The sequence below is a fragment of the Pseudomonas sp. 05N431 genome, assembly GCF_056397005.1.
In genome coordinates this window covers 204,731-218,021 of the sequence record NZ_JBFTMN010000001.1, presented here as the reverse complement: position 1 = coordinate 218,021, position 13,291 = coordinate 204,731, and the positions used below count along the sequence as shown (strand labels likewise).

11 protein-coding genes are annotated in these 13,291 nt (G+C 60.3%); 9 read left to right on the top strand and 2 right to left on the bottom strand.

Annotation, left to right across the window (positions count from 1 at the left end; translation table 11 throughout):
• The first annotated feature begins 2 nt into the window (after positions 1-2).
• Together bcsZ and bcsC are read left to right on the top strand one after the other, a co-directional pair.
• Positions 3-1,118 carry a cellulose synthase complex periplasmic endoglucanase BcsZ gene (gene bcsZ, locus AC1DIG_RS01005; protein WP_477765738.1) on the top strand — a complete coding sequence of 372 codons (1,116 nt, stop codon included), beginning with the start codon at positions 3-5 and terminating at the stop codon, positions 1,116-1,118.
• On the top strand, positions 1,106-4,582 hold the full coding sequence (gene bcsC / locus AC1DIG_RS01000; protein WP_477765737.1) for a cellulose synthase complex outer membrane protein BcsC: 3,477 nt from the start codon (positions 1,106-1,108) through the stop codon (positions 4,580-4,582). The genes bcsZ and bcsC overlap by 13 nt, the downstream gene beginning before the upstream one ends.
• Before the next feature lie 147 nt (positions 4,583-4,729).
• On the opposite strand, the gene AC1DIG_RS00995 is transcribed toward bcsC, so the two are convergent.
• Positions 4,730-5,602, bottom strand: coding sequence for an undecaprenyl-diphosphate phosphatase (locus tag AC1DIG_RS00995; RefSeq protein WP_427529106.1), 873 nt, complete (start codon positions 5,600-5,602; stop codon positions 4,730-4,732).
• 344 nt (positions 5,603-5,946) lie between these two features.
• Between AC1DIG_RS00995 and AC1DIG_RS00990 the strand changes: the two genes are divergently transcribed.
• From AC1DIG_RS00990 to AC1DIG_RS00960, 7 genes are all read left to right on the top strand, one after another.
• The gene (locus tag AC1DIG_RS00990) at positions 5,947-6,714 is read left to right on the top strand and encodes a COG4705 family protein (RefSeq protein WP_477765736.1); all 768 of its coding nucleotides are present in this window, start codon (positions 5,947-5,949) and stop codon (positions 6,712-6,714) included.
• A 29-nt stretch (positions 6,715-6,743) separates the two neighbouring features.
• The gene (locus AC1DIG_RS00985) at positions 6,744-7,181 is read left to right on the top strand and encodes a hypothetical protein (RefSeq protein WP_477765735.1); all 438 of its coding nucleotides are present in this window, start codon (positions 6,744-6,746) and stop codon (positions 7,179-7,181) included.
• A gap of 120 nt (positions 7,182-7,301) precedes the next feature.
• Positions 7,302-7,967 carry a response regulator transcription factor gene (locus tag AC1DIG_RS00980; protein WP_477765734.1) on the top strand — a complete coding sequence of 222 codons (666 nt, stop codon included), beginning with the start codon at positions 7,302-7,304 and terminating at the stop codon, positions 7,965-7,967.
• A complete protein-coding gene (locus AC1DIG_RS00975) occupies positions 7,943-9,328 on the top strand; it encodes an ATP-binding protein (RefSeq protein ID WP_477765733.1) in 1,386 nt (461 codons plus the stop codon). Before AC1DIG_RS00980 ends, AC1DIG_RS00975 begins: the two co-directional genes overlap by 25 nt.
• Before the next feature lie 83 nt (positions 9,329-9,411).
• The gene (locus AC1DIG_RS00970; RefSeq protein ID WP_477765732.1) at positions 9,412-9,783 is read left to right on the top strand and encodes a hypothetical protein; all 372 of its coding nucleotides are present in this window, start codon (positions 9,412-9,414) and stop codon (positions 9,781-9,783) included.
• A 3-nt stretch (positions 9,784-9,786) separates the two neighbouring features.
• Positions 9,787-9,960: a DUF1289 domain-containing protein gene (locus AC1DIG_RS00965; protein WP_477765731.1), complete on the top strand. Its 174-nt coding sequence runs from the start codon at positions 9,787-9,789 to the stop codon at positions 9,958-9,960.
• Between the two features lie 334 nt (positions 9,961-10,294).
• Positions 10,295-11,740, top strand: a complete 1,446-nt coding sequence (locus AC1DIG_RS00960; RefSeq protein ID WP_477765730.1) for a SulP family inorganic anion transporter — start codon at positions 10,295-10,297, stop codon at positions 11,738-11,740.
• Positions 11,741-11,780: 40 nt separating this feature from the next.
• Here AC1DIG_RS00960 and AC1DIG_RS00955 read toward each other — a convergent pair whose 3' ends face one another.
• Positions 11,781-13,199 carry a M15 family metallopeptidase gene (locus AC1DIG_RS00955; protein ID WP_477765729.1) on the bottom strand — a complete coding sequence of 473 codons (1,419 nt, stop codon included), beginning with the start codon at positions 13,197-13,199 and terminating at the stop codon, positions 11,781-11,783.
• Between the last annotated feature and the right edge of the window lie 92 nt (positions 13,200-13,291).

Below are 13,291 nucleotides of genomic sequence, written 5' to 3'. Positions count from 1 at the left end.
GGGTGAAGGCTTTCTTTACGCTGGCGTTGACCGCAAGCATCGTAGCGCCGGGTTTTGCCGGTGCTGCTGATTGCGTTTGGCCGGCCTGGCAGAATTATCGCCAGGCGATGCTCAGCCCGGACGGACGGGTAATTGATCACTCCTCGGAGCAGTTGATCTCCACGTCTGAAGGGCAGAGCTACGGGCTGTTTTTCGCCCTGGTGGACAATGACCGCGAAAGCTTTGCCAAGGTGCTGCGCTGGACCCAGGACAACCTGGCTGGCGGAGATCTGAACCGGCAGCTTCCGGCGTGGAAGTGGGGCCGCGACAAAGCGGGCCGCTGGCAGGTACTTGATAGCAACAACGCCACCGACGCCGATTTGTGGATCGCCTATAGCCTGCTGGAAGCCGGGCGTCTGTGGCATCAGCCGACTTACCTGGCATTGGGCCGCAACCTGCTCTGGCGCAGTGCTGCGCAAAGCCTGCGCAAGCTACCTGGCCTGGGCCTGATGCTGCTGCCCGGCGACAGCGGATTCGACAATGCCGAGGGTTGGCGTCTGAATGCCAGCTATCTGCCGCCGCAATTGCTGGCACGCTTCGCCCAGGAAGCACCGATTTGGGCGGAGCTGGCCAGCAACACCGAGCGTCTACTGATCGAAAGTTCACCCAAGGGCCTGGCACCCGACTGGCAACTGTGGAAACCCGGGCAGGGTTGGGCCGTGGACAGTCAGAAAGGCAGCGTCGGTAGCTATGACGCCATTCGTGTCTACCTCTGGCTGGGCATGCTGGACAAGAATGCCCCCGGGCGCACCGGGTTGATCGAACACTTCAAACCCATGCTGGACCTGACTGCGCGGCTGGGCCATGTTCCGGAAAAAGTCGACACACTCACCGGTCTCGACAATGGCGCCGGCCCGGTTGGTTTCAGTGCTGCATTGCTGCCCTTGCTGGCTGCCAGTCCGGACAGGGTGGCTGCACTCAAGGCCCAACGCCAACGCCTGCAACAACAGCCGCCCTTGGCGGATGCCTATTACAACCAATCGCTGGCGCTGTTCGGGCAGGGCTGGGACCAACAACGTTATCGCTTCGATAAAAACGGAAGCCTCGTGCCAAACTGGACTGCCGCATGCACAAAATGACCGGTTTCGGGCTGCTGTTGAGCAGCGTTTACGGGGTCGCCCTGGGCCAGCCTCTCAGCCCGCCCGACCAGCAGCAATGGCTGCTGGAACAGGTTCGCATTGGTGAGGCTCTGTACCGCGAAGACCTGGTGCATGACTCGCTGGCTCGTCTGGAACTGATCGCCCCGGACAATCCGCTGGTGAAAGTTGTTGAAGTCCGCCAGGCACTGCTGCAAAAAAATCAACCGGAAGCCGAACGCCTGGTCGCCCAACTGCGCCAGCAGGCGCCTGGCACAGCGGCCCTGCGTCAGGCCGAGAGCTTGCTGAAAATGCACGGCACCAATGGTCAAAGGGCTTTGCAGGAGGCGCGCCTGCTGGCCGTCGCCGGCCGTTCCGAAGACGCGGTCAAGGCCTATCGACAGTTGTTCGGCGATGACATGCCGGACTTTGCCACGGCTCTGGAATATCTGAACGTGCGTAGCGGCATCAAGGCCGAGCGCCCGGTTGTGATCGAGCAGTTGCGCGAGTTGGACCGGCAGTACCCCGGCAATGCCTCGCTGCGCCAGACCTTGGTCGGCCTGCTGTTTGCCGAAAAGCGTGATCCCGAGGCGCTGGACGTCCTGCATCAATTGGCTGGCGACCCGAACGCCAGCAACAACGCTGCCGAGCGCGAATACAACTATTGGCTCAAGCAACCGGTAGGGCCCGAAACCGCGCAGGGCTGGCGAGCGTTTCTGAAGTTCTACCCCTACACCAGCTTGCGCGCTGACGCGACCAAACAGTTGCAGGAGCAGGAGCAATACCTGGCTGATCCTGCCTGGCAGGCCGGGGTCAAAGGCAAGGCATTGCTTGAGGCCGGCGATAACGTCGGCGCTGAAGCCAGTTTGCTTCGGGCGATCAAGCGTTATCCGAAAGACTCCAGCCTGATCGGTTCGCTGGGTATTTCGTTGATGCACCAGAGCAAGTACGAAGCGGCATACAACGCTTTCGTCCAAGCCTCGGCCATCGAGCAGGACACCTCCTATATAAGCAAGTGGCAGGATCTCAAGGCTGCCAACTATCAGTGGATGCTGCTGCAAAAGGGTGATGAAGCCCTTGAGCGAAAGGATTATCCCGTTGCAAAAAAATGGTACCGGCAGGCGAACCAAGCCAAGCCTAACGATCCTGCGCCGCTGATCGGCTTGTCCTACGTTGCCCGGGGTGAATCCGATGACATCAGCGCAGAAGCCTTGCTGGTGCGTGCACGCAAGCTCGATCCGAGCAATGCCAGCGTGGTGCGTGCGATGGTCCGCCTGTACCAGTCGCAATCACCGGAAAAGGCCGAGCACTACCTCGACAGCCTGACGCCCAAGGAGCAGCAAGAGTTCCAAAGCGTGCGTCGGGGGCTGAAGCTGGATCGCCTCAATGCGCAGGCTGATGACGCTACCCGGCGCGGCGATTGGGCACAGGTGACGGCAGCCTTGAGCAAGGCTCGCGTGCTGGACCCGGACAATCCCTGGCTGGTGTACCGCTTGGCCAATGCCCAGCGCGAATTGGGCCTCAATACCGAGGCCGATCAAAGCTTCCACTGGCTGTTACAGCGTCAGGGCCAGAACACCGAGGCGCGCTATGCCCACGGCCTGTTTCTGGCCAATGCCGAGCGTGACGGCGAGGCCATGGGCAGTCTGCAGCAGATCCCCCGTGCCGCCTGGAGCGACAACATGAACGAGCTGTGGGCACGCCTGCAGCGTCGCCAGTTGCTCGCGAAGGCCCGGGCTCTACGCGACGGTGGCCATGAGGTCCAGGCCGAAGCACTGCTGATGCGCGCGCCGACCACCGACGACTACCTGACCCTGGCCGACTGGGCTCAGCAGCGTGGCGACCTGGTACAGGCCGAAAGCCGCTATCGCAAGGTGCTGAGCAGCGAGCCGAAAAATGCCGAGGCCCAACTCGGCCTGAGCGAAGTGCTGATCGCCCGCGGTCAACCGAACGCCGCCAAGGTCAGCCTTATGGCAGTGTCGGCGCCGGTACCGGCTGATGTGTCGTTTCAGCGCCGACTGGCCAATGCCTGGGCGTCGCTGGGCGACAAGACGCGTGCGAACGCGCTGTTCGCGCAGTTGCTCAATACCCCGCAAAGTGATTCGTTGGTCTATCGGGATGCGGCGCGTCTGCTGTCCCGAGAAGAGCCGCAGCGGGCTCTGGATGACTATGCGCGCAGCATGGGCGCGGCAAAGATGATCGAACCGCAACAGGCCGAACCTCGCGACAACCGTGCCATGACCTTGGCCAGCCGTGCCAGGGACAGCGATGACTGGTTGAAGCGCAGCATCCGCAGCGACGTCGACGAGCTGTACCAAAAGCAGAATCCGACGGTGAACCTGTACCATGACCTCGCCTGGCGCACCGACAACAGTTCCTCTGGGGTCTCGGACCTGACCACCCAAACCACCATCCTGCGCATCGATGCGCCAGTTGCGCAAGGGCAGGGCTTCGTCCAGGCCGAAGACATCAATCTGGATGTCAGCAATTTTTCCAGCACCGACCGGTTCGGCTTGTGCGCGGTGGTGCAGGGTGGCTGTACCAGCGCTTCGCAGAGCGTGCGCGGTACCCTGTTGGGCATGGGCTGGCACGATGATCGCTGGGCCTTCGACCTTGGTCATACGCCACAAGAATTCACCGTGTCCAACTGGGTCGGCGGTGTCACCTACAGCGGTGACTGGAGCAGCCTGGGCTACCGCCTGACGGCATCGCGGCGGCCCCTGACCAACTCACTGGTGTCGTATGCCGGTGCGGTCGATCCGGTTACCGGAACCAAGTGGGGCGGCGTTACGGCCAACGGCTTCACCCTGGGCCTGAGCCATGACCAGGGCGGCAAGGATGGCGTGTGGGCAAGCCTGAGCAGTCATTGGCTAGTGGGCCAGAACGTTGAGAATAATCAGCGACGCACAGCCATGGGCGGTTATTACTATCGCCTGGTGGAACGTGCCGACGAGCGTCTGCGCACTGGCCTGACCCTGATGTACATGGGCTACGACAAGGATTTAAGCGAAGACACACTCGGCCAGGGCGGCTACTACAGCCCACAGCAGTACTACTCGGTCAGTGTGCCGGTGAACTACGCCTGGCGTAACGCTGACTGGTCGGCCCTGCTCGAAAGCTCGGTGGGTTGGTCGTTCGCGAAAATCGACGGCTCTGATCTCTACCCCAAAGACAATCGCGAAGCTGATCTGCAGAGCTTGCTGGCGCAATCGAATAAGACTCTGGTGGACAACCCGTCCCTGACCAAGACTGGCAGTAGCAGCAACGGCTTCAATTTCCGTGTCCAGGGCCTCGTGGAGCGTCGCCTTTCGGATAACCTGGTGCTGGGTACCGGCATCACCTGGCAGCACAGCGAAGGCTACGCCCCGAGCCGGGCCTTGATTTACTTGCGCTACACATTTGACCCGTGGCAAGGCAACCTGCCGCTACCGGTGACGCCGATCTCGCCTTATGCGGATATGCGCTAGAGCGCCACAGCAGGCGTTTGCCTGCCAGAACCCTCGGGCTGGCTCGAGTTATCGCTCTGCGCATTCGGTATGGGGTTAGTGGTCAGCTAATCCCGGGCAATAAAAAGCCCGGCACAGGGCCGGGCTCTATCAGCGTTTGAACGTTGTTTAGCTCAACAGCCCGGTACTGACCGCGACAATCAGGAAAATACCCAGCACCGCCCGGTAGATAACGAAAGGCCAGGTGGAAAACCTTTCGAGGAATTTCATCAGGCCCCAGATGGCGCAAAACGCCGACACGCTGGCGATCACCAATCCGAAAATCAGGTGCGACCACGCTTCGGCCGGGATATGTGCGTGATAAAGCACCCACAGCTCTTTCAAACCGGCCAGCGCGATAGCGGGCAGCCCGAGCAGGAATGAGAAACGCGCGGCTTCTTCACGTTTGAAGTTCAGGAAGAGTGCGGCGGTGAGTGTTGAGCCTGAGCGGGAAACACCGGGGATCAGCGCGCCAACCTGTGCAATACCGACGATCAATGCATCCCGCAGGCGCATTTGGCCCACGACGCGCTGATGGCGGCAGCTGAGTTCGGCTGCGGCCAGCAGAACGGCCATCACCAGGCATGAGATACCAATCACCATCAGGCCTCTCAAGGGTGAATTGCAGGTATTGAGCAGCGAGGACAAGGCCAGGCCTGCAATGCCGATCGGGATGGTCGCCAGCACAATGGCCACGGCCAGCTTGAACGACTGGTTGCTGTAGTCACGCTGGCGCACGGCGCCGATGCTGCCCGTGACGACTTCCCGTACATCACGCCAGAAATAGCTGACGACCGCGGCCAGTGCAGCCAATTGCATCGCGGCGGAAAACGCCGAGCCAGGATCGGGCCAGCCGAGCAGGGCAGGGACGATTCGCATGTGCGCAGTGGACGAAATAGGTAATAGCTCGGTGATGCCTTGAATGATGCCCAGGATGCCAATTTGCAGGTAATCCAGAGAAGCAAAGCCGATATCAAGGCTGCTGGTACAGACGTTTGTCAAAATACGTTCCTTAAGAAGTAAGGCTTTCCCACTACCTCCGAAAACACAGTACGACGCTCGGAAAGTCTCGGCAGTGGGCAAATGATCCTGGACTGAACCGCTCTGTAAGAGGGTCGTTCATGGTGACTGCGAGCGGAATAATGGCCTTATTTGTAACTGTTTGCTACAGGCTGTTGAGATGATTTTTTTAGCCAGGAGCGCCCGCGAAGCCCATGTGTACCGGCCTGGCCGGGATTTTATGTTCGCATCATGACCGATAATCGAGGTTCCTCAGTTCCAGCTAAGTTTGCCTGCGTAGTCTCTCCCTTGCGCCAATTGCTGCGCTGTCAAGGAGAAGCATCCACATGAAGCCGCTTACGAAAGCTGACTGGCTCAATAAAGTCCCCGAGGTGACCCTGTCGTTCTGGGTCATCAAGATCATGTCCACCACCGTGGGTGAAACCGGCGCTGACTTTCTCGCCGTCGATGCCGGGTTGGGGCAGAGTGTGACCAGTATCGGCATGGCCGTGCTATTGGCGATTGCACTGTTCGGCCAACTTCGTACACGCGCCTACACCCCTTGGATTTATTGGCTGACGGTGGTGCTGGTGAGCGTCGTCGGGACGCAGATTACCGACGTGCTCACTGACAAGATGGGCATCAGCCTGTATGCCAGTACGGCGGTATTTTCGGTGCTGCTGGCGATCAATTTCATGATCTGGTACCGGTTGGAGCGCAGTCTTTCAATCACTGAAATCGTCACGCCGCGCCGGGAACTGTTCTATTGGGCGACGGTGCTCTGCACCTTTGCGCTGGGCACCGCCGCCGGCGACCTGGCCACCGAAGCGCTGGGACTTGGCTTTACGCTGGGCGCGGTGATTTTCGGCGCGCTGATCGCCGTGACGTTCGCCGCCTGGCGCCTGGGTGGCAATACAGTCCTGACCTTCTGGATCGCCTACATCCTGACCCGTCCTTTCGGCGCCTCCCTGGGAGACTTGCTGACCCAAGCCAAAACCTATGGCGGCCTTGGCATGGGCGCCATGTGGACCAGCGCGATTTTCCTCAGCGTCATCCTGATTTTGGTCGCCGCCGCGCAGATGAACGTCGGCAATCGCAAACTCGTCACTGAATAACCCGTTCAAAAGCCTATCAAGGAATCATCATGGTCTACGTTAAAACTGCCCTTCGTAAATCCGCTGTCCTTTCCGCCATCGTCGTGTTTGGTCTGGCCGCCGGGTGTTCGAAACCTGCTGACGCCCCAAAAGCCGGCGCTACTTCGGGCGCAGCCAGCGTTCAGCAGAGCACGGTCTCGAAACTGGGCGACCTGTCGGCATTCCAGAGCATTGCAGCCAACGTCGCCGATCTCGTGAATAAAAACGACCTGCCGGGTGCGAAAACGCGAATCAAGGACCTGGAGTTGTCCTGGGACTCCGCGGAAGCCGGCATCAAGCCGCGCGCTGCCAGCGACTGGCATGTCCTGGACAAGTCCATCGACACTGCACTTGAGGCCTTGCGCGCCGACAGCCCGAAACAGAGCGACTGCAAGGCAGCAATGGATGATTTGCTGAAAACCTTCAATTCGCTGCAAGGAAAAAGCTGAGCGCTTTCAATACCCATAAATCGCTTCGCGCACGCTTGAACAGGTGATTCAATGCAGGCTCGACACTCGCGCAGGTAGATCCGCGTGAGTGTCGAGCCTCACTTATCACCGGAGAGGGACATGCGGATATTACTGGTCGAAGACGACCCCATGATCGGGGAGGCGATCCAGGACGCACTGAAAGATGCCAGTTACGCCGCCGACTGGGTCAACAATGGCCTCACCGCCCTGACGGCGCTGGACACTCAACATTATGACCTGGTGCTGCTTGACCTCGGCTTGCCCGGCAAGGACGGATTGGAAGTCCTGAGCAGCATTCGGGCTCGCAACAACGGCGTTCCACTGCTGATCATCACGGCCCGCGACAGCCTCGACGATCGCTTGCGCGGCCTCGATGGCGGCGCTGACGATTACCTGCTCAAACCCTTTGATATGGCGGAGCTGCTGGCCCGCATGCGTGCCGTTCTGCGCCGCAAAGGCGGCAGCGCGCTGCCGGTGTTCAGCAACGGCGTGGTGTCGCTGGACCCGATCTCGAAACAAGCCAGCACTGAAGAAAACCCGGACATCCAGCTCTCCAGTCGCGAGTTTTCACTGCTGCAGGCGCTGTTGATCAGGCCGGGGGCGATTCTCTCGCGCAGCGAGCTTGAAGACCGCATCTACGGCTGGGGCAATGAAGTGGAAAGCAATGCGGTGGAGTTCTTGATTCATGCACTGCGTCGCAAGCTGGGTAGCCACGTCATCAAGAATGTCAGGGGTATGGGATGGATGGTTTCAAAAGGCGACTGAGCGAGTCGGTCCAGGTCAGGCTGTCCGTTTCCCTGTCGCTGGCCATTCTGATCGTCGCTATCGTGGCTGGCATTTTTGCCTTCGTCTCGGCATTCGATGAAGCCCTGGAAATGCAGGACAACACCCTGCATCAGGTGGCCGTGTTGTTCGAGCGTCAGCAGATGACGCTGACCTATCCGACGCAAGGCGCGGGCATCGAGGGCGACGATGAAGAATCCAGGGTCACCGTTCAGTACCTGAACGATGGCAACCAGGCGTCAGGCAACGTGGAGGCCGGCGCACCGCTGCCACTGCCGACAACGCTGGCCGACGGCCTGTCGACGCTGGTGGTCGGTGGCGAACCGTTTCGTGTGCTGGTCAAGACCCTGACCAGTGGCGCCCGCATCGCCGTTGCGCAGGAAACCGGCACGCGCGACAAGGACGCCCGCGAGAGCGCCTGGCGCGGCCTGCTGCCGTTTCTCATCCTGTTTCCCGTGCTCTTGCTGGTGGTTGCCGATCTGGTGCGTAAGCTGTTTCGGCCTATCGCGGCACTGGCGTCTGAAATCGACCAGCGCGGCGAGCAGGAACTGCACCCCATCGACGAAAACCATTTGCCCGCCGAGATCCGTCCCTTCGTGCTGGCCATCAATCGATTGCTCAATCGTGTGGCGCAGTCGATGGAAACCCAGCGGCGCTTCGTCGCCGACGCCGCTCACGAACTCCGATCGCCGTTGACAGCCCTGTCGCTGCAAGCCGAGCGCCTGGCCGTGGCAGACATGTCGACGTTGGCCCGGGAGCGTCTGTTTGCGTTGCGGCGGGGGATCGAGCGCGGCAAGAATCTGATTGATCAACTGTTGGCGCTGGCCACCGCGCAATCGAACTCGACGGTGCCTGCAACGCCGGTTTCCGTGCATGGCGTCTATCGTCGCGTGCTGGAGGACCTGATGCTGCTGGCCGAGGCCAAGCATATCGACATCGGTGTCGAGGACGAACTGGACGTGCAGGTGCTGATCAACGAACTCGACCTGCGTGCCATGGTCAAGAACCTGGTCGATAACGCCATTCGCTATACGCCGGCGGGCGGCCGGGTGGATCTTTCGGTGGGCATGGAGGAGGGCGGAGCGCTGTTGCAGGTCAAGGATTCCGGCCCGGGGATTGCGGCCGAGGAGCGGGAGCGTGTGTTCGACCCGTTTTATCGCAGCCTCGGGAATCATGAGGTCGGGTCTGGGCTGGGGCTGTCGATCGTCAAGGCCGTAGCCGATCGCAACGGGGCACAGATCCGTCTGGGGTTTGGCGATGAGGTGGCAAGACGCGGGTTGTGTGTTTCGGTATGGTTGCCGTCATTGATTTCCCGCAGCGTTCCCCCTGCCGCCCATTTGTAGGCGCGGCATCATTTGCGAAAAGAACACATAGCCGGTTGATGCATCTCTCAGCCGGCCCTGGATACTCATTCAAGGATCAATCCATGCTTTTAAGCAAACGCGATCAGGCGCGAATCGAGCGTCGCCTGGTGGTTACCCTGACCGAGGCCTGTGAGACGGCCAAAGCGGAAATCGTCGGGTTTGCCTGGCTGACCCATGAGGTGGATTACACGGCATTCCCCGCAAGCTTGAGGGTGATCTGGGTTTTCGACACACAGGCCAACAAGCGCCAGGCCCTGGCCATCGGGCAAGCTGAACGCATGGTCGAACTGACGGCTGTGGCGCTGAGTGAGGCGGACATTCTCGTCAGCCCGGTTTCGGCTCACGTGCAATTTGACACTGAAGAAGAGTGTCAGCGCTCTCATGCCGGAAACTGGCAGCAACGTTTGGCGCGCCAGCGCTCGACGCGGGATTGAACCATGGCCAAGGATATCGAAAACCCGTGCATTTCCGTTTGCCAGCTGCGCGGTGAGCTGTGTGTGAGTTGTGGGCGCATCAAGGAGGACATCAGGAAATGGAAGCGCATGAAGCGCCCCGAAAAAATGGCCGCCGTGCAACGCGCGAAACTGCGCCTGCAAAGCCTGAAAAAATAACGCGTGAGCTGCTAATGCCGCTCAGTTAAGGGATTTCAGGCCCGACACATTCCCTGTAGCAGCTGGCGAAGCCTGCGTTCGGCTGCGAAGCAGTCGTAAAATCAGACACCACGTTTTTTCAGGTTAACCGTGTAGGCAGGATTTACGGCCGCTTCGCAGCCGAACGCAGGCTTCGCCAGCTGCTACGGGTCGTGCGTCGGGCCTTAAGTCTCTTAACTGACAGGCATTACGGGTGAGCCGCTGGCCGGGCCGTCTTCAATTCCGTAACATCCGCAGCCGTCTTTTCCCGCCACGCCCTGCGGCTCGTTCCGTCGGCCTGTATTTTAGGTAAGCCATGAAACCCAAACGTCTGCGTGCCGATGTACTGGCCGGACTCACCACCTCTTTTGCTCTGCTGCCCGAATGCATCGCTTTTGCTCTGGTTGCGCACCTGAATCCGCTGATGGGCTTATACGGAGCTTTCATCATCTGCACCCTGACTGCCCTGTTCGGGGGCCGGCCGGGGATGATTTCCGGTGCTGCCGGATCGATGGCCGTGGTGATTGTCGCGCTGGTGGTGCAGCACGGCGTGCAGTATCTGCTTGCCACCGTGTTGATGGGTGGACTGTTGATGATGGCTTTCGGTCTGCTACGGCTGGGCAAACTGGTGCGCATGGTGCCGTACCCGGTGATGCTCGGTTTCGTCAATGGCCTGGCGATTGTCATTGCCCTGGCGCAACTGGAGCATTTCAAAAATGGCGGGACCTGGCTGAGCGGTACAGCGCTGTATCTGATGATTGGGCTGGTGGCGCTGACGATGGCCATCGTCTACGTGTTGCCGCGTCTGACCCGAGCCGTGCCACCGGCGTTGGTGGCGATCCTCGGCGTCGGTCTGGCGGTCTACCTGCTCGGCCTGCCGACGCGCACCCTTGGCGACATGGCGCACATTGCCGGCGGCCTGCCTGGCCTGGCCCTGCCTCAGGTGCCCTGGAACCTGGAAACCCTGCGCATCGTCGCCCCTTATGCGGTATTGATGGCTTTGGTCGGCCTTCTGGAAACGCTCCTGACGCTGAATCTCACTGACGAGATCACTGAGAGTCGTGGCTACCCGGATCGCGAATGCGTGGCATTGGGCGCGGCCAATATGGTTTCTGGGCTGTTCGGCGGCATGGGTGGCTGCGCCATGATCGGCCAAACCGTGATCAACCTCAGTTCCAACGGCCGCGGTCGCCTTTCTGGCGTGGTCGCCGGAGTGATGATCTTGCTGTTCATCCTGTTCCTTTCGCCGCTGATCGAGCGCATCCCGCTGGCCGCACTGGTCGGGGTGATGTTCGTCGTGGCGCAGCAGACCTTCGCCTGGGCCTCGCTGCGGGTGCTCAACAAGGTGCCGTTGAATGACGTATTGGTGATCATTGCCGTAACGATCATCACGGTGTTCACCGATCTGGCCATCGCCGTGCTCTGCGGAATTGTCATTGCCGCGCTGAATTTCGCCTGGCAGCAGGCCCGCGAGCTATACGCCGACAGTTACCTGGAAGCTGACGGCAGCAAACTCTACCGCCTGCACGGCACGCTGTTCTTCGCCTCTACTGCACCGTTCCTCAACCAGTTCGACCCTGCCAACGACCCGTCCCAGGTGACCCTCGATTGTCGTCACCTGAGCTTTGTCGACTACTCGGCCATCGCCGCGCTGAAGACGCTGCGGGAGCGCTATGTCAAGACCGGCAAACAGTTGCGGGTGTTTCACTTGTCCGAACGCTGCAAGAAAATGCTCAAGCGCGCTGGCGTGGATCACGACTGAGGTCAGTGCATGCGAGCAGGCCGAGTTTGAGTCAACGGTATCAACGCTGGGGAAGGTTCCAGCGTTCGCGAAAGTGCTCGTACTCTGCTTCGGGCAGTTGTATCAGTAGAGGGGACTGACGCGGATCCAGCCAGCTGAACAAGCGAGCAATATCCGCTGGGTCCATGGCTGTGCAGCCCAGCGTCGGGGAGGTGGGGGCCCGCCAGATGTGGAAGAAAATGCACGAGCCGGAGTCGGCGGACGCTGGCGTGTTGTGCTCGATCACAATACCTTGTCGATACATGTCGTCATCGCGACGCATGTGTTCGGAGCTGTTCCAGTCCTTGGCAATCGTCGACCCGTCGACGAGCTCGTTATAGCGTTTGGAGTGGCTGTCATCCACGCATTCGGTGCTCGATGTCAGCGCAAGGTAAGGCAGCCTGGTATCGGCCGAGCTGTCGTAGCCAAAAGCTGTTCCCAGTTTGAACAGGCCGGCAGGCGCTTTCCCGTCGCCTTCACGTTTGACCGGCCCTTCGCGTTGCTCGACGACACCGAGACCCTTGCCCCAGGCCAGCCCGCTTTTGCCGACAACCACCGGAAACGGCGCGCCGTATTTCTGAAACGTTTTCCCTTGCCGCTCGTAGCGTTGGGCGGCCCCCTGGACATCAGTCCAGTTTTTTGTCGTGACCACAATCAGCTGGTTGCTGGTGTCCAGCGCCTGGGCCGTAATGGGGAAATCCATGACGTTCTTCAACGCATCATTCCCGGTGTAGGTGAAGTGCCACCACTCTTTCGAATACCCGGAAAAACCCTCTTTCTGCATGGCGTTGCTGAGCCGCTGGCGATTCTCTTTGGCGGTCGCGTTGATCGTTGAGCTGTCGGTATGCGCTCGCTCATCGAAGCAATCGAACCCTGTTCCCATGTCGACGGCACCATCATGCCAACGCTGCTCATAGGGAGCGGCGCAGTCGACTTGCGTAGCTGAGGGGCTCCATGTCTGAGCGGGCAGAGCCTCTGGACCTGTCAGCGTCAGATCCACCGTGCCGCCCTTGGAGTGATTCGAAACCCGGGCCACATAGCCCAGACGCCAGAAGTCTTGTTTGTCGACACGCGGATAGAATTCGGCCTTGCGCGGGTCACCCGGCTCCGTCGCAAAGCGCCCCATATCGGCAACAGCACGGCTGGGTCGATAGCAGTCGAATACCTTCAAACCGTAGCCTTGCGCGCGCAGCGCCGTTTGTACCCGGGCAAGGGCCTTGGCGGCGTCCAGCGACAACAGACACTCCGCAGCGTCGTAACCGTCGAGTGGGTGTCCAGTGAAGTTGTGGGCGCTGGCGTAGCGGATGTCTTGCTCGATACCCGGATCAATCGCCCGCAGATAGACCATATGCTCGGGCCTCGGCTCGGCGCTCGCCAGGCAGGGCACGATAATGGCTAGCATCGAGAGGCACAGCGGTTTGATTCTGCACAGCAGGCGCATCGATGCCTCCAAAGGTGCCGGTTTTCAATCCAGAGCAGGCTAATGGTTGTACCCGTTTTTCTCAATCAGGGTTAGCGGCGGTGAGTTGCCTG